We start from the raw sequence: 20,609 nt of genomic DNA on the forward strand, positions 1-20,609 counted from the left end.
GTCGTCTGGAACGGCCAGAGCAAAGTCATCCTCAACAACCGCATCGTACCGTACGACAAAGCGTTTTAAGGACTGACTCGCTGACACACGCATAGCCCGCATAGCCGCCCGTTCTCCTGTCGGGGAACGGGCGGTATTATTTTAGCCATCCAGCGCCACTTTACTACCTGCCGGTGTAGCGGCGGGCAAAGCCCGCCCTACTTCTTGTTACGCTTCATAATTTTATTCGAACTCCGCCGACAGTCCAGCTGGGTCCTTCTATTCGTTCCGCACAGGAACCAGGACTTCCCGGTTGCCGTTGCTTTGCATGGCCGAGACCAGACCTGCGCGCTCCATTTCTTCAATCAACCGCGCAGCCCGGTTGTAACCGATGCGCAGATGCCGCTGCACCAGGGAGATGGAAGCGCGTCGAGATCTGAGCACGATGGCGACAGCTTCATCGTAAAGCGGATCGCTCTCGCCGCCTTCCTGCCCCGCTACCCCGCCATTTCCGCCTCCCCCGCCTTCCTCATCCGATGCGTCAAGCACACCCTCCACATACCGCGGCTCGCCGTGCTCCTTGAGATATTCCACGACCCGATGCACCTCCTGATCGGCGACGAAAGCACCGTGAACCCGTTGCGGATACCCGCTTCCAGGGGGCAGATAAAGCATGTCGCCCTGTCCGAGCAAGGCTTCCGCTCCCATCTGGTCCAGGATTGTGCGCGAGTCCACCTTGCTTGATACCTGAAAAGCTACGCGTGTCGGAATATTGGCTTTGATAAGCCCGGTGATCACATCCACGGAAGGCCGCTGAGTGGCGAGAAGCAAATGGACTCCCGCCGCACGCGCCTTCTGGGCAAGCCGGGCAATCAACTCCTCGACTTTCTTGCCCACGACCATCATCAGATCCGCCAGCTCGTCTATCACCACGACAATCACCGGCATCTCCTCCAACGGTTCCCGTGCTTCCGGGGTGAGGCTCAGTGGATTGAGGATGGGTTTCTCATTCTTGATCGCCTCGCGAATTTTCTGGTTATAGCCCCCCAGGTTGCGGACACCAAGCGCTGACATCAGCTTGTAGCGGCGTTCCATTTCCGCCACGCCCCAGCGCAGGGCGCTGGCGGCCTGACGCATGTCGGTAACCACCGGGGCCAGCAGGTGTGGAATGCCCTCATATACCGACAATTCAAGCATCTTCGGGTCCACCAGAATGAGACGCACTTGCTCGGGCGTAGCTTTGTAGAGCAGGCTCAATATCATGGCGTTGATGGCGACGGATTTACCCGATCCCGTCGTTCCCGCGACAAGTACATGTGGCATTTTCGCCAGGTCTGCCACTACCGGATGCCCGCCTATATCCTTGCCCAGAGCAATGGTCAGGGGCGATCCCATATCGGCATAAGCCTGTGAACTGAGAATTTCAGACAAGCGCACGACTTGCCGCTTGGGATTGGGAATTTCCAGGCCCATGCAGGTCTTCCCTGGAATGGTCTCGACGACACGAATGCTTACCACTGATAAAGATCGCGCCAGGTCTTTGACCAGATTGAGGATCTGATTACCCTTCACACCGACGGCAGGCTCAATCTCATAGCGTGTAATGACAGGACCGGGATATGCCGCCACCACTTTGACCTCTACCCCGAAATCCATCAGTTTCCGCTCGATCAGGCGGGAAGTGAATTCCAGTGTTTCCGTCGACAGAGTTTCCACTTCTTTCTTTGGCGGCTCATCGAGCAGGCGTAACGGCGGCAAAGTGGGATCAGGCAGGTCAGAAGAAAGCGAAGTCTGCTTTTGCCTGGTCACCTTGCGCGGTTTGGGGAGCGCGGCAACCGGTTGTTCAATGTGTAAAGGCGGGTGTTCCAGCAGGCGCTTTTTTTCCACTTCCACCAGCTCTTCGCGCCTGATGGCGGAAACGGCGCCTACATGACGATCCTGCCTGCTCCGCCAGCCACGGCCGATAAACAGGAAGACGCTTTCTATACTGCGCCAGATAAGCAGGAAAAAACCTTCTATCGAGGCGCCTATCTGCTCGACCAGGCGCAACCAGGATAACCCCGTAAATAAACTGAAACCGATTGCAATCAATATCAGAAGTGTCAGCGTTGCGCCAGTAAAGCCCAGTACCTGGGATAGGCTCTTACTGAGCAGGAAACCCAGCACTCCTCCCGGCATCTGCGGTAAAACCACCTTGAGAGAGTAGAAACGCAGTGCTTCCATCCCGCTGCTCGCAACGAGTAACAGTAGAAAGCCGACCATCGAAACAAACCACGGGCGACGGTCAAATATGCTTCCATCGATGCGGCGATACATCCACCACACCAGGAAAAGGAAAAACAGCACCGACCACCAGGCGGAAACACCCAACAAGTACAGCATCAGGTCGGACAGCCAGGCCCCTACCATGCCCCCAGGATTCTGCGCGGGCCCATCGCCACTGTGCGACCACCCGGGGTCGGCGCGCTCATACCCATAAAATATCAGCACCAGATAGAGCGCCACACCCAGCAAGGCAAGACTCGCCGACTCCCGCAGGAGCCGAACGACCCTGGGCGGCAAAGGGTCGGGACTGATTTTTTTTGCCATTGGCTTGTTGACGAAGCTCATGGATATAGCAGCAGGAACGGTAACAACATGGATTATATAAGAGTTGGATGGGGGGTTAAAAATAAAACCACTCCAGCGGAATAAGCAACAGGAGGGTTTCTACCTCGCTTCTTATTCCATCGGAATAAATCTTCCTTCCTTGAGGCCGGTTACTTTTGGTCGGTCACTTCCGAAAAAACTTTCTCGCAAGTTCGGCGTGCCTCTGATACGCCTGCCCTTCATCCCCGTTCCGCTCTTCGACAGACATGTCCCGAGCGCGGCTCCCCCCCTTCGACAGGCTCAGGGCAAACCGGAACAAGGGACTCAGAGTGAAGGCGAGAAAAAAGGTATGAATCGAGAATCCGGCCTTGATGCGCTCAGCGCGCACGAAAGAAGTTCCTGGCAGAAGCATTGAAAAGCTAATCTTCAACCGTACCAGGCTGAGTAGCCTCAAGGGTCTCGTCCAGTATCTCGATCCAATGCTCGACTGACAGCGCGGCTCCGCTGCGGATATGCATGAGGCAACCTATATTGGCGGTGGCAATCCGATCCGGATGGCCTGATTCAAGTGCCATTACCTTGTTTTTCAGCAACTGCTGCGATAACTCCGGCTGCAGAATCGAGTAGGTCCCTGCGGAGCCGCAGCAAAGATGCGCATCCGGCACATAGGTCAAATCAAAGTCGGCAGCGGCCAGAATCTTTTCCGCGACACCCCGGATGCGCATTCCGTGCTGTAAGGTGCAAGGAGAATGGAATGCGAGCTTCTGCCTGGGGTTTTCCCTGCCGGCAGTCGATTTACTGAGAAGAGAAACAAGCGCCGGCATCTCCGCTTCCACGATCTCGCTGATGTCCCTGGTCAATGCCGAGATGCGCGCGGCTTTTTCCGCGTATGCGGGATCATGGCGCAAAAGATGACCGTATTCCTCCACCGTCGCGCCGCAGCCGCTCGCAGTCATGACAATTGCTTCGACGCCCCTTGTTTCCTCCTTTGCTCCTTCTGTTGCCCGCCCCTTTGTCCCCGGCTTCATTCCCGGCTCTTTTTCAGGCTTTGGCGCGATATAGGGCCACCACGCATCCACATTGCGGCGCATGTAATCCAATCCTTCCTGTTGGGCATTGAGATGGTAAGACACGGCGCCACAACACCCCGCATGCGGAGCACTGATGAGTGATATGCCGAGCTTGTCCAGCACACGTGCGGCAGCAGCATTGATATTGGGCGCCAGTGCCGGCTGAACGCAGCCCTGGAGCACCAACATCCTGCGCTCATGCCGAGCAGTGTGAAGCGGGCGACTTTCTTCCACCGGTGCAACAGGGATCGAATCCTTCAGCCCACTTGGCAGCAACGGACGGACAGCGCGGCCCACTTTCAACAGCGATGCAAACAGGCTCGGATTCGGCAATGCCTGCCGCAACACATATCGCAGGCTTCCGGCAGCAAGGCTGCGTCCCACCTTCTTTTCGACAATGCCGCGGCCGATATCCACCAGATGACCGTAACGCACGCCCGATGGGCAGGCTGTCTCGCAAGCGCGGCAGGTGAGGCAGCGGTCGAGATGCAATTGCGTCTTTTCCGTCACCGGCTCGCCTTCCAGCATCTGCTTCATCAGATAGATGCGCCCGCGCGGGCTGTCGAGTTCGTCTCCCAGTAATTGATAAGTCGGACAGGTGGCGAGGCAGAAGCCGCAATGAACGCAGGTTCGCAGTATTGCCTCAGCTTCCTTTCCCTCGGGAGTATCCTTGATGAAATCAGCGAGATTGGTTTGCATTTATAGTTCGGAATATAGACGGCCCGGGTTGAAAATGCGCATCGGGTCAAATTTCTCCTTGAGGCGGCGATGAATATTCATCATGGCCCGCGGAAGCGGATGAAACACAGCAGGAGCGGGCGTCTGGCTACGGAACACGCTGGCATGGCCCCCGGCATCCCTTGCGGCCTTGCGGACAAGCGCCTGCACAGCTTCGTTATCCATCTCTGCATCGACTGAGAGCCATCGCACCGCACCGCTCCATTCGATCAATTGTTTTCCAGGCAAGGACAGGGGAACAGTAGTCGATTTAATGGACAAGCGCCAGAGCTGCTTTCCTGATTGAAAAAAAGGATTTGCCTGCTCCCGGATCGACTTCCAGAAAGACGAATTTTCGGCAATTTCTTCTCCTCCCAATACCGCACGCGCCGCACGCACGGCGGAAGTTGCGCCGGACAGCCTTACAGTGAGCTCACCGTCGCAGAAACAGGTTGCCGAAACCGGCAGCGGCTTGCCTGCCCAGCGATTCATCGTCTCAATGGCTTCGGCTTCATTCATAGATAAACGCAGGGTGCGCTCCTCTGCCGGCAGGGGAAGCACCTTCAGGGAAACTTCCAGCAATAATCCCAATGTGCCCAGGGAACCCGCCATTAAACGTGGAATGTCATAACCAGCCACGTTCTTCATTACCTGGCCGCCAAAGCTCAGGTCGTCTCCCCTGCCATCGAGCATGCGCACCCCCAGCACGAAGTCGCGTACGGCTCCTGCCGAGGCGCGGCGTGGCCCGGATAACCCCGCCGCGATACAGCCACCAAGGGTGGCACCAGTCCCGAAATGCGGTGGCTCAAACGCAAGCATCTGACCACGACTATTCAATTCGGTTTCCAGCTGCATCAGAGGGGTGCCCGCCCGAGCCGTCACGACCAGTTCGGTGGGTTCGTAATCCACTATACCCGCATAAGCCGTGGGATCGAGAATGCTCCCGCTCCCGCCGTCTCGTCCTTTGTCCTGCTGGCCATAAAAATCCTTCGTGCCGCCGCTGCGGATACATAGCGGCGCATTACTCGCCGCAGCGGCGCGAATGGTCGCCGCAAGCTGATCAACGATTTCCTGCATATTGCGTCAGTCTGTCAGGCGGTGAGGAGTATATGAAATGGCATGACTTCAAAATCTCGGCAATTCGGGGAATTTCTCTTTGCCTCGATGCACGTGCATCGCTCCCTGCTCGGCGCAGCGCCGCAGGGTAGGTATGGCTTTTCCGGGATTCAATAAGCTCTCGGGATCAAAAGCCGCTTTTACCGCATGAAACATCTCCAGCTCACCTGTCTTGAATTGGGAACACATCTGGTTGATTTTTTCAATGCCGACGCCATGCTCGCCGGTAATGGTTCCCCCAGCCTCTATGCACATCCCGAGTATTTTTGCCCCGAATTCCTCGGTCAATTCCAGCTCTCCCGGATGATTGGCATCGTAAAGAATCAGCGGATGCAGATTGCCGTCACCCGCATGAAAAACATTCATGCAACGCAGGCCGTATTCGGCAGAAAGCGCTTCGATTCCCGCCAGCACGCTCGCAAGATTCTTGCGCGGAATGGTGCCGTCCATGCAATAGTAATCAGGGGAAACCCGGCCTGCGGCAGGAAAAGCCGCCTTCCGTCCCGCCCAGAACCTGACACGCTCGGCTTCGTCGCGGGATGTCCTGACTTCCGTTGCACCGCTCTGCCGCATAATCTCGTTGATGCGTTCGATCTCCTCCGCCACCTCTTCTTCCGCGCCGTCGGATTCGCATAACAGGATCGCAGCCGCTTCGATGTTATAGCCGGCGTGGACATACTCTTCCACTGCCCCGGTCGTGATCTTGTCCATCATTTCCATTCCGGCCGGGATAATGCCGGCGCCGATCACGTTCGCCACCGCGTTCCCCGCATCGCGGATGTCGTCAAACGCCGCCAGGACAACTTGGGCTTTCTCCGGGCGGGGAGTCAGTTTCACTGTCACCTCGGTCACGATACCCAGCATGCCTTCGCTGCCCGTCATGAGCGCCAGCAGGTCGTAGCCAGGGGCATCCAGGCCGTTGCCACCAATTTCGAGAATTTCGCCTTCAATGGTCAAAACACGTAGTTTGAGGATATTGTGCACGGTCAGTCCGTATTTCAGGCAGTGCACGCCTCCGGAGTTTTCCGCTACGTTACCCCCGATGGAGCAGGCGATCTGGGAGGAAGGATCAGGCGCGTAATATAGTCCGTAAGGGGCCGCAGCTTCGCTGATCGCGAGGTTGCGCACGCCTGGCTGCACCCTTGCCGTACGCCCTGCCGGATCGATCCCCAGTATGTTTTTCAGCTTCGCCAGCGACAACAGCACCCCCTGCGGGTGCGGCAAGGCACCACCGGAGAGGCCAGTGCCCGCCCCGCGTGCGACCACAGGAATCTTCAACGCATGGCAGACTTTTAAAATTCCCGCCACTTCATCTTCAGTCCGCGGCAGCACCACGATCATGGGCGTTTGCCGATAAGCGGACAGGCCATCGCACTCGTACGGCCTCACGTCTTCGGTCTCGTGCAGCACCGATTCCGCGGGCAGAAAGGTCCGAAGCTTTTTTACAAGTTCGAGGGCGTCGTTCATACGGTTCATTGCCGCCAATTCAACTCATGATTCATCACGCGAGCCTTCCGGGGTCTCGATCTCATGATTCGCCAATTTTTCCAGCATTCGTACCATGGCCGAACTATCCCATGCGGCACCACCATGCGCGATGCACGCATTCAGCAATTCCTGGACAGTCGCCGTACCGGGCAGGCTCACGCCCAATGTACGGGCATTGGACAAAGCAAGACCCAGATCCTTCTGATGCAGCTCGACGCGAAATCCGGGCTCAAACGCGCGCTCGATCATGCGCTCTCCGTGTACTTCCAGCACACGGGAGTAGGCGAAACCGCCCATTAACGCCTGGCGTACTTTCCGCACATCGGCACCCGCTTTCGAGGCAAACAACAAACCTTCACCCACCGCCTCGATAGTAAGCGCGGCGATGATCTGGTTGGCAAGCTTGCAAACTTGGCCCGTGCCACTGGGACCGATCAGGGTTATCGTTTTACCCATTAACTCGAGAACCGGCTTCACCTGCACGAATGCCGAGGAAGTGGCGCCAACCATGATGGTGAGAGTGGCGTTTCGAGCGCCGATATCTCCGCCCGAAACGGGGGCATCCACGTACTCGCACCCAAGCTCATTGATTTCAGTGGCGAAGTTCCGAGTCTCAGCTGGCGAGATAGTGCTCATGTCCATCACGATCCCGCCTTTACTTCGCTCCGTGCTCAATCCCTCCGCCACCCCGTTATCACCGAACAGCACCCGCTCCACATCACCTGTGTCCGGAAGCATGGTAATGATAATGTCAGCATTCTGCGCGACTTCAGCCGGTGAAGAACAAGCTTGCCCACCCTGCGTGAGCAATTCTCCCGGCACACCGCTGCGGGAATGCAGAAATAAGGTATGACCGCCCCTGATCAGATGGTTCGCCATCGGCTTACCCATGATGCCAAGACCGATGAAACCAATTTTCGTTCTGCCCGTCATACCCGTGCCTATGCGCTAACCGCGTCAGTGATTATCACCTTCGCTCCTCGTTTCCTGCTGCCGATTTTCGCATGAGTCTGAGCTGGTCTGGTGTAAACTTTCGCTGTCAGACGGAAATGGCAGGAAACATGAGCATATTCGTCTCAAATTTTTCTCCATGCTCTGGAGCAAAAGCATTATTGGCAGACTGAAATTTTCCGGCACATCAAAAATCAAATCGACATTTTGGAGAAATCCGCCCTGGAGCAGAATGATTGCATTTCAAAAATATCGTAGCAACTCTTACCGTATCGTCCCTGGCGATACGGTTCCCAACACGGAAGCAGTGAACGCAGCGCGAATCGAAACCGGAGCAGCCTCAGCAGCACGTTGCAGTACGAGCAGCAACGTCAACAGGGCAAAAACTCAAGCATGAGCACACCACCAATCGTCATTATTGGCAGCGGCCTTGGCGGCTACACGGTCGCACGGGAATTCCGCAAGCTGGATACTACAACGCCCGTTCTGATCATTTCCGCGGATCACGGGGGTTTCTATTCCAAGCCGATGCTTTCGAATGCTCTGGCGACAGGCAAAACACCTGCTTCCATCGTCACCGCAAGCGCCGAGAAAATGGCCGAGCAGCTTAAGCTGACAATCCGGCCTTATAGCCGCGTAAGCGCTATTGATCCATCCAGCAAAACAATAACTCTACAGGATGGAGAGAAAGTTTCCTACAGCAAGCTCGTTCTGGCTATGGGAGCCGATCCAATCCGCTTGCCGCTGGAAGGAGAAGGCGCGAAAGACATTCTTTCGGTCAACGATCTGGAGGATTACCAGCGGCTATGCGACGCCCTGGGAGGAAAAAAGGATGTCACCATCCTTGGGGCCGGCCTGATCGGCTGTGAGTTTGCGAATGATCTGACGGCAGCAGGTTATCGGGTAAGGGTAATCGATATCAGTGTCCACCCCCTGGGTCGGCTTCTGCCCCAGACTGGGGGTGCTTTTATGCAACGCAGGCTCGAAGCTGCCGGTGTCGTTTTTCACCTGGGTGCCACGACCGAATACGTGGAACGGATCCATGAAAGTTTTCACCTGACTCTTGCCAACGGGGAAATGCTGCAGACCGATATCGTGCTCTCCGCCGTCGGATTGCGTCCACGCACCCATCTCGCCCAGGCTGCAGGCCTGGGGGTGAACCGCGGAATAGTGGTAAATCGCTCCTTGCAGACGCACCATGAGGATATTTACGCGTTAGGCGATTGTGCGGAGGTGGAAGGCAGAATTTTACCCTTCGTCATGCCGATCATGCATGCCGCCCGCGGACTGGCATCGACTCTCGCTGAAACACCCACTCCGATACGCTATCCGGCGATGCCTGTCCTGGTTAAAACGCCCGCCTGCCCAGCTGTCGTGTCACCGCCCGCAGCCGGCGCGCAGGGCGAATGGCGAGTGGAGGAAGATGAAAACGGCGTGAAGGCCCTGTACAAAACCGCCGAGGGCAAACTGCTCGGCTATGCCCTGCTAGGAGCGGCAACCAAGGAAAAGAATGCACTGGCTGCCGAGCTGCCGGCGGTAATGGAGTAGACGGAGATCATACTTTAGGCTGAATTTCGGGGGTATGCACCTCCCCTCTCTGCACACTTGGCTCTGGCTCGGGCTCTGACACACCCGAGTCTATCCACAACTGTTCCAACTGCGGTTGCAGAACCTTTATAGAGAACTTGGACTCGATCCTGTCCCTTCCTCTTTCTCCGAATTCCCGGCGAAGTGATGGCGCAGCAAGCAGACGCGCTAACGCATGTGCGAGTCCTACGATATCACCAGAGTTTACCAGTAGGCCCTCTTGTCCTTCCGTTACCACCTCGGGTATGCCTCCAACAGGGGTAGTTACAATGGGAATCCCCCAGGACATCGCTTCCAGGATCGCCATAGGCACCCCTTCGTGATATGAAGGAAGTACAAAGATAGCTGCTCGAGCGAGCAAATGATCTTTTTCTGCTTTACCAAGCCACCCCGCAAATAGAATCTTGTCACTGACACCCAGCTCTTCCGCCAATATCTGTGCCCGCTGTAGTTCGCCATCGCCCCCGATAATTAACCTGAAATTTTCGCTCAGTAACGCTACCGCTCGAATTAGGTCAAATGTACCTTTACGCTTACCAACATGACCAAGAAATAATATAAGAGGGGGATCCCATAGCTCGCTGCTACTTTCGTCTATCTCTTTCTCACGTAACACTGCAGCAGGTAGCGGTACGGAGTTAAAAAGAATTACTGTACGTGTAGCAGGAGAAATCTTCTTAATATCTTTAGCCCAACCTTGGGATAAGGCAATAACATATAGCGCCCGCGATAGCAGAAATCTGATCAACTTCTTTCTACGTTCTCCGCACTCATGCTCAAAAAAATCAACGAAATCCGGACTGTGCAAGTGAATGAGATATGGGACCCGAAACATCATCCCCATCAGCAGCAAAAGTGACTTTCTCCATGTGCTTGCTCTTGAAGACATGTGCACATGAAGCAATCCGATCCGACCAGTAACCAGCATGTAGAGTAACTGTAGCATCGCTACTCCTGCCGCACATGCTTTTGCAAATCCCGAACCCTGCACATGCGTCACTACATACTTGACCTTCCATTTCTTCAGCACACCGCAATCTCCGTAGTTGCCGACTACGGTCGCGATTCCACCATGTGCTTCAGGCGATGTTCCGAGCATTATGATTGTCTTGTACTTTTCTTTTTTTATCATAATCGATTCAACTCGCAAGTGAATAAACAGGCTTAATGGCAGGAATCCATTGGCGCCCGGACTGCCTGAATGCCTATTGATATTTCCCCGATGGTATCAATCCAGGGCAAGTAAGCATCGCATTCCGGGTGGGGGACCGTCAGATCGATGGGAGGGCCAATCAGTTTGCCTTCCAAGCTGTACCCGGCAGCGCCAGTGCCCGCAACTGCCAGGGCCATGCCAATGATTGTTTTTTTATTTTCCCCTTTCCTGTAAGCACATCAGAAAATCTTAGATTCCCCATTGACCCAAGCAAATACTATGCCATGATTTATCAATGCATAAAAACAGAGACCTAAAAGAAGATTTATGCATATCTCTATCATTGAGTGTAAGAACTTTCGACAATGAATTGTAGATTAAATCTACCCATTCTTGAGTACGAGGTGCTCCCAGAACGGTGCAGTTGGTACGAGGTTGAGCTTGTTCGTGACTTGCTAGGCTACCGGGTTGTTATACACCGATGGGGTAGCAAAGCTCTCGGCGATATGGAGAACTATCCCATGTGATGGAAGGAAAAGCCGCGGGAAGGAAACTTATTGAATGGATTCATTTAGTTAGGCTAAGATAAACTTCTTCGGTCTTTAGCTGATTAGGAAAAGTGAGCGGGGAGCTTTGGAGAGGGTGCGCAGGTATTGAGGCCAGGAGTCAGAGCAGGCGTATGAAAATTTTCCTGCACACTATTTCTTTCCTGGCGATCACCATAACCGGTTGTGGACATTTTTCTCCGGCTAGCACGTCTGCTGCGTCTGGAACCGCTGCTGCCGGGAAAAGTATTTCCTATCGGTGCGAAAGCGGCCATAGCATTGCCGCCGTCTATCGCTCGGGTACAACCGCCATCGTATGGTATGCAGGCACATCACGCGAGATGACCATCGCCGTTTCGGCAAGCGGCGCACGCTATGTCGGCGGAGGTCTTGAATGGTGGACGAAGGGCATGGGGCCAGACTCGACGAGCACGCTCTTTCGTCATGAAAGCGATGGTACAACAGGCGGAATAGTCGAGAGATGTAAAGAACAGTAATACTGGATGAGCATCCAGAGCAATGTTTACAAACCCTCAAACCCCCAAGCACCGGTAGGCAAGTCCCGCCGCTGTTCCCAGTTTTTACTGTATCAAAAGGGTTTCCTTTTGATACAGTCAGATTTAAACGCCCGAAAACGCAAATCCGCGACAAAATTAATATCTTGGCCCAGATGGGGGGTTCTCTCCCGGAGGGCTGTCCGATCCAGGGGCAGCGCCCCCGCGGGGCTCGACAGAGCCTCCCAGTCCGGGAACGCCCTGCTCACGCCGGGGTGACTCTTTCCCCAAACCAGGCAGTTCTTTACTCATGCCAGACATTTCGCTGCCAGCCTGGCCTGTAGCGGCGCCACTAGTAGCGGGACCAGCCTGGCCTGCCATGCCCCCGCCACCGGCACCAGTTTCACCTCCCCCGCCTGCTGCACCGCCTACGCCGCCCACTGCACCACCTGCTGCACCACCTGCTGCACCTTGTGCATACGCGGCGCCTGTTATTCCCAATACCAAGCCGGTAACGAGCATTGATCGCGCCATCTTTGTTAAGAGAATAGTGTTTTTCATGTCATGCCTCATGCTAACCCAGCGAATTTGCTGTAAGGAAATGATAAGCAAGGCTGTAAATCATTCCGTGCGTTAAGCCACGTACAGCTAAACGCAAGGTCGAGTACTCGGCTGATATAGTGGCCTAGTAGTTGCAATGGAGTCATTACAGGCCTTCCAAAATGAAAAACCTTGTGGATGGAAATACGCTATCCACAAGGTTTTCAGCAGAAGATGGCCAATTCCCAGGATTCACTTACACAAGCTGGATCGCCGGGATTCAAAATAGGAATCAGTCTGTTAACCCATAAATCCTTTTCTCCGACGAACTATTGTTCCCATCAATCCCAGGCCGGCAAGCAGCATGGCATAGGTTTCCGGTTCGGGAACCGGGGAGACCGTTACTCCTGAAAGTCTTATACGGTAATCCTCGTTGATCGCAACCGTATCGTCCAGTTGTGCCCATCCCGTCAGGGGCGATGCTCCTCCGGGCCCCGTCGGGGTAAGGATCTGGGTATAAGGAGAGCTTACATTGGGAAACATATAGTGATCGGGCGTAAAGCCATCGCCGCTGACAGGTGGCGTGCCAAGGGCAAATATTGCCAGATTATACCAGCCCGGTGCCTGCGGCCCATTCACGTGACCTGCCGGCAAGCTTGAGGCACGCGTACCAAGCATGGCATCATCATTTCCATAGAGCGCGTACCCTCCCTCGTTAAACAGGATGAGTCCTGAATCAAGGTTGCCACTGGTAGAGCTGACACCCGCAGAGAATGTAGTGGGATTGGAAATGTAGATCCTGAACAGATCCACATCATTATTGGTCGAAATGGTTCCGTAGATGTTTCTCAACCGGCCTTCATCACCTGTCGGCATTTGTGCCGTACTCACCAGTTGCCCTGCATCGCCGATCTCAGTCCAGTCAACGGCGTGTACTGGATTGGCGAGAAGAGCCAATGTAAGTAACGGCACGGAAACGGCTCTTTTTTTGAAATGGATCGTATTCAACTTCATTTGTTATCTCCAATCAGGTTATTAATTTTTGAAGTTCATCTATTTTTATTGCGGCATTCTTTGATCCAACTCGATTCGCAGATATCACCTCCCTCTTTGAGTTATTAAATTCTTCTTTCAGTCCCAGAATTTCCAGGACTTTCTTGGAGCAAATGCGCAGTCATTTACCCGAGGAGGAAATGCATTTCACTACCTCATTAATGATAACGATTATGATTCGTGTTTTTTTAGTGGATTGAGAATTATTTTTATTTGAAAAAACTTCTTGTTCGTCTTATTGAACAAGAATATTTACTTGAGTATGGGATTGAGTAGGCTGTCTAACCTTGCTTTTCTCGTCCCGAGCTTTCACTTGAAAACTTCTCACCGGGATAGAAAACCAGATTTATGCAGATATTAAGTGTCAGAGAAATTGATTATGGCGTCTCCATTCCAATGGATCGCCTACACTCTTATTTTCGAGTTATTCAAGAGGGATTGGGCGTACGCCGCCATCTTGATCTATTGAGATGGCTTCAGGGCGAAATACAGCATCATCTGCCTCATGAAATCATGATCATCGTCTGGGGAGATTTTGACTCGAATTTCATTCAGCACGATATTGTTTCCTCTCTGCCGGGCACCAGAACCGCATATTTCGAACCGGCGGATCTCTCATCTCAGGTCCAGAAGCTCTACCGCCACTGGACGAGACAAGGCAAAATTCCCTCCGCATCAAATATAGATACTTCAGGTATTCTGCATTTAGACAGTCATGGACAATGTTGCTTCAGCAGGATCCTGCAGGGAATGCAATCCTTCCTTTTGCACGGCATTAGCGATAGCCGGAGATGTGAAGACTGCATTTACGTCATTTTCAGCACCTCGGATAAATTCGACGATGGAGCGCTTACTATGATGGAACTTCTGCTGCCCTACCTCGACATTGCACTACGGATCGCGCCTTTCCCTCATCTCTCTGCTCGCCGGGCTGATTCAGCCGGGGGCAAGGGTCATGGGTTAAGTGAACGCGAAAGCGAAATAATGGACTGGGTAGGAAAGGGAAAAACCAATGCCGAGATAGGCAGCATTCTGTCTATCAGTGAATTCACAGTAAGGAATCACCTGTACCATATCTTCCAGAAATTAGGTGTTTATAACCGGACTCAGGCTGCTTCCAAAATCACCCAAACTTGGGGTATGCGTTCTGAACAGCACGCCAATGGAGCTTCAGACACACTTTTCCCGCAAACCATTAATCTTCCGTTAACAGACGAGCTGTAGGTTCAGGACTCATTAATTGAGAAAAAATGACAGTTGCGCGATGAAGGTGGATCTCAGGAATATCTTTTAATTAAACAATATGAAGCTCGCCCGAATAACGGGCGGCTTTCTGAATAAAAATATGGCTGGCTTGCCGCGGGCGGGGCTGGCTGGCTAAAAGACCGCTGGAAAAAGGAGTAACCAGCGGTAACGGATAACCTGTGTCTCCCTTGAAGGAGTAATGATAATGATAATGATTCTTATTATATTTGCAGAACTGGAGAAAAACAAGTGGAATTAGCAAAGAGCTTTTTCGTGCATATAGTTAGGTATCTCGAGAATGGAATGGTTACAGCCCCTTCGATGAATGAGACTGCTAGAATATCCTTTACAGTTTCGAGGGTTCCAATCTGAAGCCAGACATCACTACCACCTGAACGGGAGAAAAGTGAACCATGTCCTCCGTTCTCGCCAGGATATTCTGTACTTGTGAGAGCTGATGCCGAAACTCAATCTCATAAATTCTCTGGGATAGCAACTTGGCGACTCTCTCCGGCCACCCCAGTTTCCACCAATTGGCAATAGCTACCCGACGTCTCCTGTTTCCCCATAGTTTCCCCATATCCCATATCATCCTCAAAACCGGACTTGGGTACTCGCCTGCATCGTAAAGTATTTCCATTTTTCTTAATTCCCCGCCTGTTAAAGATATGCTATTGCATGCGTACTCATTCTTTTAGACGATTACAAGTCTCATTCTCATGCCGAATATAAAAATGAGGTCTTTTAATCCGATCAGTCCCACAATCCCTTTCAGGCCTATGGCCTCTCCGTTATTTTTGGGGAGAGCCGAAGGAGGAAGGGTTTTCGCACATCAGCTTGAGAAAGTAGCCGGATGTTGAGTTTCGGAGACAGGGAAAGCGTTGAGATACGCTGCAGAACCATCGAGTCGAGCCAACAGCACGTTCACGATCCACATAGGGATTGCGTATGAGCGGAATTCGCACGCCACGCGTGGGACTTGTGCTGGGCAGTGGCTCCGCCCGCGGCTGGGCGCATATCGGTGTGATCCGTGCCCTTGAGCAAGCGGGTGTTCGGCCAGATCTCGTTTGCGGAACATCTATCGGTTCGCTGGTTGGTGCCGTCTATGCAGCAGGAGAACTGGAGCGCTTCGAGCAGTGGGTACTTGGATTGGGCGTCCGGGAGGTCATCGCATATATCGATATAAGCCTGGGCAGTGGGCTGCTCAAGGGCGAGCGGCTAATGAGCTTCTTTCGAGAAAAATTCCCGGACCGACCTGTCCAGGACTTGGCCATCCCCTTCGCCGCCGTAGCCACATCGCTGCATACCGGCGCCGAGGTCTGGCTACGCGAAGGATCGACCCTTGATGCAGTGCGCGCGTCCATCGCCCTGCCTGGGCTGTTCTCCCCTGTGCTGTGCGAAGGTTCGGTGTTGGTGGATGGCGGACTTGTCAATCCAGTCCCGGTATCGCTGGCTCGGGCAATGGGAGCCGATGTCGTGATCGCAGTTGATCTGAGCTTTGATATGTTGGGGCGCCATCTGCGCGCCGAGCCCCCTCCCGACGCATCAGCTGGCGATGTTATGGACTGGATACGCAAGTTACAGGAGAGCCTTGGAGCGCTCCTCCCTGCGCATTCGACCGAAGTACCCAAGATGCCGTCCATGCTGGACGTGCTGGCCTCCAGCATCAATATTATGCAGGTACGGATTAATCGCAGCCGCATGGCGGGCGAACCCCCCGACCTGATAATAGCGCCCCGACTGGCTCACCTTGGCCTGCTCGATTTTCATCGAGCGAGGGAAGCCATCGAGGAGGGAAAGCAGGCTGTGGAGCGAGTGGCTCACAGTCTTTCCGAGCTCAACAGAATGTAGGTGTACCGATTGGAGCGGCTGGAATGTTTGCCTTGGGCAAAGTCGAGGGTGCAACCCACGCTATCTGCTAGCGCACTGGCCGCAATCCCAAAACGGGAGAGAATGTGACGCTCCAGGCTGCAAAAGTGCAGTGTTCAAGCCTAGCTCACACTCAAGGCAGCGGTAAACCACGCCTGAGGGATTTTAGTAACCGAGGGGCCTATGAGGAGACACTGAAGATCCATCACCAACTGGCGATCAAGAACCGGAACATTTATCTGTCCGACGAGGATCGGGCAAGAGCATTCGATGTCGATTTCCAGGCATATCTTTCCAAACCCGTCTCATTACAGGTGCTAGTTGAGGCAATTGCAGGTATCATAAATATGCCTAACAACTTAGCTAATTAAAGCAGACGGAGTCGCAATTTCCGCTTTTCTCTTTCTCGTCCTTCCCTTCCTCCCTTCATGTCCCTTTACTGGCGTTTCCCTTATCGAAGCAATATAGGAAACCACCTGTGAGGGTCACTAACAAACCTATTCTTCTCGTTGAGGACGACCAGGTGGACATGATGAAGGTTACCCGTGCGCTCAAGGAAATTAGTGTTACAAATCAGGTTGTGCACCGGGAAAACGGGGAGGATGCGCTAAATTATCTGCGGGATGAGGATAGTGAGAAGCCCTGTCTCATCTTGCTGGACTTGAGCATGCCTATCATGAATGGCATCGAATTCCTGCAGGCAGTGAAAAAAGACGAGAGACTCAGACGTATTCCCGTGGTGGTGCTGACCACTTCGGATGACCAACAGGACAAGCTAAACGGCTTCAATTTCGGCGTTGCAGGATATATGGGGAAGCCCGTCGACTACCCGCAATTCGTGGAGGTCATACGGGCAATCGATACGTATTGGACTATCAGCCAGATGCCGTAATCAGGGGCAGAAATTCATTAAGATCAATACGAAGCGGAGTACCACGATCTAAGGAGCTACAAATGATTAGACCAATCTGGCTTTTACCAGGGATATTTGTGTTGGCCTGCGAGCGGGAAGTGCCACACGTAGACGACCTGGACAACATCATGGTCAACGGCGAAGAGATGAGCCAAACTGATTTCATCAACAAATATTGTATCGGGAAAGAAAACGATCCGACCTGTTCAAAGGTATTGGACGCAGCAGCTAAAAATCTTATAGATAGAGCCCGTGGCCAACGATTCGATTCTCCTGAGAGACAAACGAATTAGAGTAATCTCTTGATCTGCTTTTGGCAGGGTTTCCAGAAAATTCTTTAGAATCTCACGAGACTGTTCCAGCTCCTCGTTCCACAGATCAGTTGCATGTTCTTGTACGGCGGCTGCTTCTGCAATAAGCCCTGAACGAGACCTTTGCCGTTCAAGTTTTCCCGACATCAGCAACGGGTCGATAGCCCCCTCCCGTACCTCATGCCTTGCAGATGCACTCTTGGCTACTACAAGTTGAAAACCATCGCGTGCCTTAACGTACGATTTTTTCCGTTTCATGAGCTCACTTCAGTTGCATTCTGACCTACACTGAAGATAGCGTAGTCTTTTAGAGACTATCGCAGAAATTTATGATTCATGATTTTTGGTAGCCACTATTGGATGAATCCAACCAAGGAGAGATCACCATGACACAAAAACGAAAAATGGGACTTATTATTGCAATCGTTCCTTTTTTAATGGCCACGGGCAGTCTCGCAACTAGTGCCAATGCGGGTGAACATGAAGGAGGAAGCGATGCTTCTGTGATGAAAAGAGAACCCGACGGTAGTGTCAGTAAAAAAGAATTCATGAAACACCACGAGTGGATGTTTGACCAAAATGACAAAAACCATAACGGTAAGCTTGAACCCGATGAAATGGGAAGTCTACACAAAATGGTGAATAAAATGCATGGACGCTTTGAACAAGAATATGGACAAAAAAAATAGCGTGTGGGGATTTATTCGAAGCCTTAGCTGACACGTAAAAGTACTGTCTACTGTCGTTAAGGCTTAGATAGTGTAATCATAAGACTCTGAGCCAAATTCTAGCAGTGATGGAAAAAGCATTTCTGCCTATCTTCGCTGTTTCAGCGCAAATCTTGTTCAGCATGTCACGCTTCCCTTCAATCTTGCTGGCATAGATCGGTATTGACGATCACGATTCTGCATACCACAGGACGAAAGTGCTCACGCGGCAAATTCTTCACTTCCGCAACTGGCAACCACCCAGACGTTCGCATTCAAAAACCAAGTCAATAGTGGTATAGCTTGTTTCATCAATGAAGGCAGTTGCCCCTCCTTTTCTATAAAAATACCCACCGGTTTCGCTCTTCCTGAACGCCAGTTCGGCAGGGAACGAAGCAGCGTCATCCTTCATAAGGCCCAAGCGTTTTGCGGTTTCGCGTGACATAACTCCGTCTGCTTTATAGAAAAAAAGGCTGTGATAGAGGGCGGCGGCAAACCCTAATATGACAATACCAGTAATGAATACAGCAACAACAGCAGGAATAAACGCCCTTCTCATCATTAAATTACATACTCCTCAGAATCTGCCTACCCTTATTGTTCAATAAGCTCACTTGAGTCGGCACGAACGGTTACACAAATTTCTTTTGTTTCACAGTATATATTTGCCTTTTACCATAAAAAACCATGAAAAGCGGATCGCACGAAAGAGTTTCAGGAAAATGTGCCCTTATGAGTAAGGCGAGTCAGCGAACCGCCAGGATGTTTAGAGGAGTGGGTGATAAGTTCAAGGGCAATCTGGGAGAGAATCTGTGAATAGAGTAAGTAGAGGGTGCGATACACACTAAGGCAGGATCTTAATTTAAGGATTATTAGGTTGTCCTAAAGATTCTGGCTTGGCCTGATCAAGTCAGGAAAAATATATTCTCTCGGGCGTGAGTTACCGAACGGATCGGGATAACTGCCGTTCTTAGAATAACTTTTGTAATCCCCGTGCCAAGCCAGTTAATCGGCAAGACTGGCTCAGAAAAGCCGTAGTTCGATGTGGCGTCGGCGAACTGAATGAGGTGTGAATGAAGGACTTGACGAAGACTGAAAGCATTAATCCATCATTTTCAGGAGAGGTTTATGGAAGACATTATTACAGTAAGATTTGAAACAGGCGATGAGGCCAGGGCAGCGGCAGCGTCATTGGCTGATTCTGTAAATGAGAATGATATTTTCATTTTATATAACAATCAGCCATGTGCTCTCGATTCGGATCGTGACGCGGTTAGAACCCACGACCAGGGTAGCGCAAAAGGGATGGCAACCGGCGCAGACTCCCAAGGCATTGCGGCAGGTATTGCCAGCACGGTGGCTGGAGGACCGGCGAGGGCAGTAGCGGCTGCCGTAGGCGGTTATACTGGCTCACTTGCAGGTACAGCAGGCGGTTTACCCGGAGAGGGCGAAGGCGCGAACAAAACCTCACATACGCAAGCTGGCCTGATGCTTGCAGTACGTGTGGCGAATGCCAATAACAAACAACAGATAATTGATTGCTTGAGGCAACACGTGGGGTGAGGCCAGTGAAACGGCCAAAGGCAAGTGGGTGAGAATAGGAGTGGGAAGGCCAAACCCAACCAACTTCATGCTTAGCAGTTCGACTTTTAGCACTCAGCTCTGCAGCGTCTGTAATGCCCGTGCGAAGAGCTGCGAGTAGCTAAACGACATGGAAGAATGTGACAGGGTCTGCCGCGAGTGCGTCGAGAGTTGCCAGCAAAATGGTAAGCTATGCTCCTGAAGCGTGAGCCGAAGTGGCTAACCTATATGCTCTAAGGGAGTAGGAAGACTGATTGAGATTTGAGCAGGTAGAAGACCGGCGCGATCCAGATGCACCTTCCCGAAGCTATCGCCCTCCTTGCACCTCAAATCAGAAGATTGCCGAGCCAGAAACGCTCTTCTGGGCTGGGGCTTCTGTCACATTTACACATAAAAATTGGTTATAAGGGTAAAGTCCGCTATCAGTAAGATCATTCTCCTTTGCCGAATCTTCGGTTATTTTAATAGCCAATTCGGCTCATCCCCTCTGTATCTAATAAATATTAGAATGATAGAGCTATAGCACTTTTTTTGTCTTTGAAGGCATGGCAAGCCGCCATGTCACCCGGGCAAAGTCTATAGCGATTCGACAAAGTCTATAGCGATTCGAACGTAACAACTTCTAATAAAACGCAGTGATTATAATAAGGAGATACAACAATGAATAATCTTTCCAAGGTAGTGATAGCTGCTTTAGCGTT

Annotated in this window: 18 protein-coding genes; 8 read left to right on the forward strand and 10 right to left on the reverse strand. The window is 52.4% G+C overall.

Going from position 1 to position 20,609, the window contains the following annotated elements:
• Window positions 1–258: 258 nt before the first annotated feature.
• The 5 genes from BMW46_RS14650 to BMW46_RS14675 form a co-directional block, all read right to left on the reverse strand.
• Complete coding sequence (locus BMW46_RS14650; RefSeq protein ID WP_074709401.1) at window positions 259–2,589, reverse strand: DNA translocase FtsK; 2,331 nt, start codon at window positions 2,587–2,589, stop codon at window positions 259–261.
• Window positions 2,590–2,987: 398 nt separating this feature from the next.
• On the reverse strand, window positions 2,988–4,337 hold the full coding sequence (glcF, locus tag BMW46_RS14660) for a glycolate oxidase subunit GlcF (protein ID WP_074709403.1): 1,350 nt from the start codon (window positions 4,335–4,337) through the stop codon (window positions 2,988–2,990).
• Entirely contained in the window at window positions 4,338–5,432 is a 1,095-nt protein-coding gene (gene glcE, locus BMW46_RS14665) for a glycolate oxidase subunit GlcE (RefSeq protein ID WP_074709404.1), read from the reverse strand.
• 48 nt (window positions 5,433–5,480) lie between these two features.
• A complete protein-coding gene (locus BMW46_RS14670; protein WP_074709405.1) occupies window positions 5,481–6,938 on the reverse strand; it encodes an FAD-linked oxidase C-terminal domain-containing protein in 1,458 nt (485 codons plus the stop codon).
• Between the two features lie 24 nt (window positions 6,939–6,962).
• The gene (locus BMW46_RS14675) at window positions 6,963–7,892 is read right to left on the reverse strand and encodes a 2-hydroxy-3-oxopropionate reductase (protein WP_074709406.1); all 930 of its coding nucleotides are present in this window, start codon (window positions 7,890–7,892) and stop codon (window positions 6,963–6,965) included.
• Between the two features lie 411 nt (window positions 7,893–8,303).
• On the opposite strand from BMW46_RS14675, the gene BMW46_RS14685 reads away from it, so the two are divergent.
• On the forward strand, window positions 8,304–9,458 hold the full coding sequence (locus BMW46_RS14685; protein ID WP_074709408.1) for an NAD(P)/FAD-dependent oxidoreductase: 1,155 nt from the start codon (window positions 8,304–8,306) through the stop codon (window positions 9,456–9,458).
• A 7-nt stretch (window positions 9,459–9,465) separates the two neighbouring features.
• Here the strand turns inward: BMW46_RS14685 and BMW46_RS14690 are convergent, their stop codons facing one another.
• Window positions 9,466–10,629 (reverse strand): glycosyltransferase family 4 protein, encoded by a 1,164-nt coding sequence (locus BMW46_RS14690; protein WP_074709409.1) that lies wholly within the window; start codon window positions 10,627–10,629, stop codon window positions 9,466–9,468.
• 32 nt (window positions 10,630–10,661) lie between these two features.
• Complete coding sequence (locus tag BMW46_RS15640; RefSeq protein WP_074709410.1) at window positions 10,662–10,847, reverse strand: hypothetical protein; 186 nt, start codon at window positions 10,845–10,847, stop codon at window positions 10,662–10,664.
• Between the two features lie 482 nt (window positions 10,848–11,329).
• On the opposite strand from BMW46_RS15640, the gene BMW46_RS14700 reads away from it, so the two are divergent.
• On the forward strand, window positions 11,330–11,692 hold the full coding sequence (locus tag BMW46_RS14700) for an MliC family protein (RefSeq protein WP_074709411.1): 363 nt from the start codon (window positions 11,330–11,332) through the stop codon (window positions 11,690–11,692).
• 156 nt (window positions 11,693–11,848) lie between these two features.
• Here BMW46_RS14700 and BMW46_RS15505 read toward each other — a convergent pair whose 3' ends face one another.
• Entirely contained in the window at window positions 11,849–12,250 is a 402-nt protein-coding gene (locus tag BMW46_RS15505) for a hypothetical protein (protein ID WP_074709412.1), read from the reverse strand.
• Between the two features lie 279 nt (window positions 12,251–12,529).
• Window positions 12,530–13,243 carry a DVUA0089 family protein gene (locus BMW46_RS15865; protein WP_143121494.1) on the reverse strand — a complete coding sequence of 238 codons (714 nt, stop codon included), beginning with the start codon at window positions 13,241–13,243 and terminating at the stop codon, window positions 12,530–12,532.
• A gap of 387 nt (window positions 13,244–13,630) precedes the next feature.
• On the opposite strand from BMW46_RS15865, the gene epsA reads away from it, so the two are divergent.
• The 5 genes from epsA (at window position 13,631) to BMW46_RS14745 (ending at window position 18,309) form a co-directional block, all read left to right on the forward strand.
• Window positions 13,631–14,506 (forward strand): XrtB/PEP-CTERM-associated transcriptional regulator EpsA, encoded by an 876-nt coding sequence (epsA, locus tag BMW46_RS14715; RefSeq protein WP_074709413.1) that lies wholly within the window; start codon window positions 13,631–13,633, stop codon window positions 14,504–14,506.
• 969 nt (window positions 14,507–15,475) lie between these two features.
• A complete protein-coding gene (gene rssA / locus BMW46_RS14725; protein WP_177171113.1) occupies window positions 15,476–16,378 on the forward strand; it encodes a patatin-like phospholipase RssA in 903 nt (300 codons plus the stop codon).
• Between the two features lie 496 nt (window positions 16,379–16,874).
• Window positions 16,875–17,288: a response regulator gene (locus BMW46_RS14735; RefSeq protein ID WP_074709417.1), complete on the forward strand. Its 414-nt coding sequence runs from the start codon at window positions 16,875–16,877 to the stop codon at window positions 17,286–17,288.
• A gap of 62 nt (window positions 17,289–17,350) precedes the next feature.
• A complete protein-coding gene (locus BMW46_RS15245) occupies window positions 17,351–17,602 on the forward strand; it encodes a hypothetical protein (protein WP_143121495.1) in 252 nt (83 codons plus the stop codon).
• Window positions 17,603–18,006: 404 nt separating this feature from the next.
• Window positions 18,007–18,309, forward strand: coding sequence for a hypothetical protein (locus BMW46_RS14745; RefSeq protein WP_074709419.1), 303 nt, complete (start codon window positions 18,007–18,009; stop codon window positions 18,307–18,309).
• A gap of 256 nt (window positions 18,310–18,565) precedes the next feature.
• On the opposite strand, the gene BMW46_RS14750 is transcribed toward BMW46_RS14745, so the two are convergent.
• A complete protein-coding gene (locus BMW46_RS14750; protein ID WP_074709420.1) occupies window positions 18,566–18,889 on the reverse strand; it encodes a hypothetical protein in 324 nt (107 codons plus the stop codon).
• 566 nt (window positions 18,890–19,455) lie between these two features.
• On the opposite strand from BMW46_RS14750, the gene BMW46_RS14755 reads away from it, so the two are divergent.
• Window positions 19,456–19,890 (forward strand): hypothetical protein, encoded by a 435-nt coding sequence (locus BMW46_RS14755; protein ID WP_074709421.1) that lies wholly within the window; start codon window positions 19,456–19,458, stop codon window positions 19,888–19,890.
• The last annotated feature ends 719 nt before the right edge of the window (window positions 19,891–20,609 follow it).

This window comes from Nitrosospira multiformis (assembly GCF_900111585.1).
GTDB classification, from domain to species: Bacteria; Pseudomonadota; Gammaproteobacteria; order Burkholderiales; family Nitrosomonadaceae; genus Nitrosospira; species Nitrosospira multiformis_B.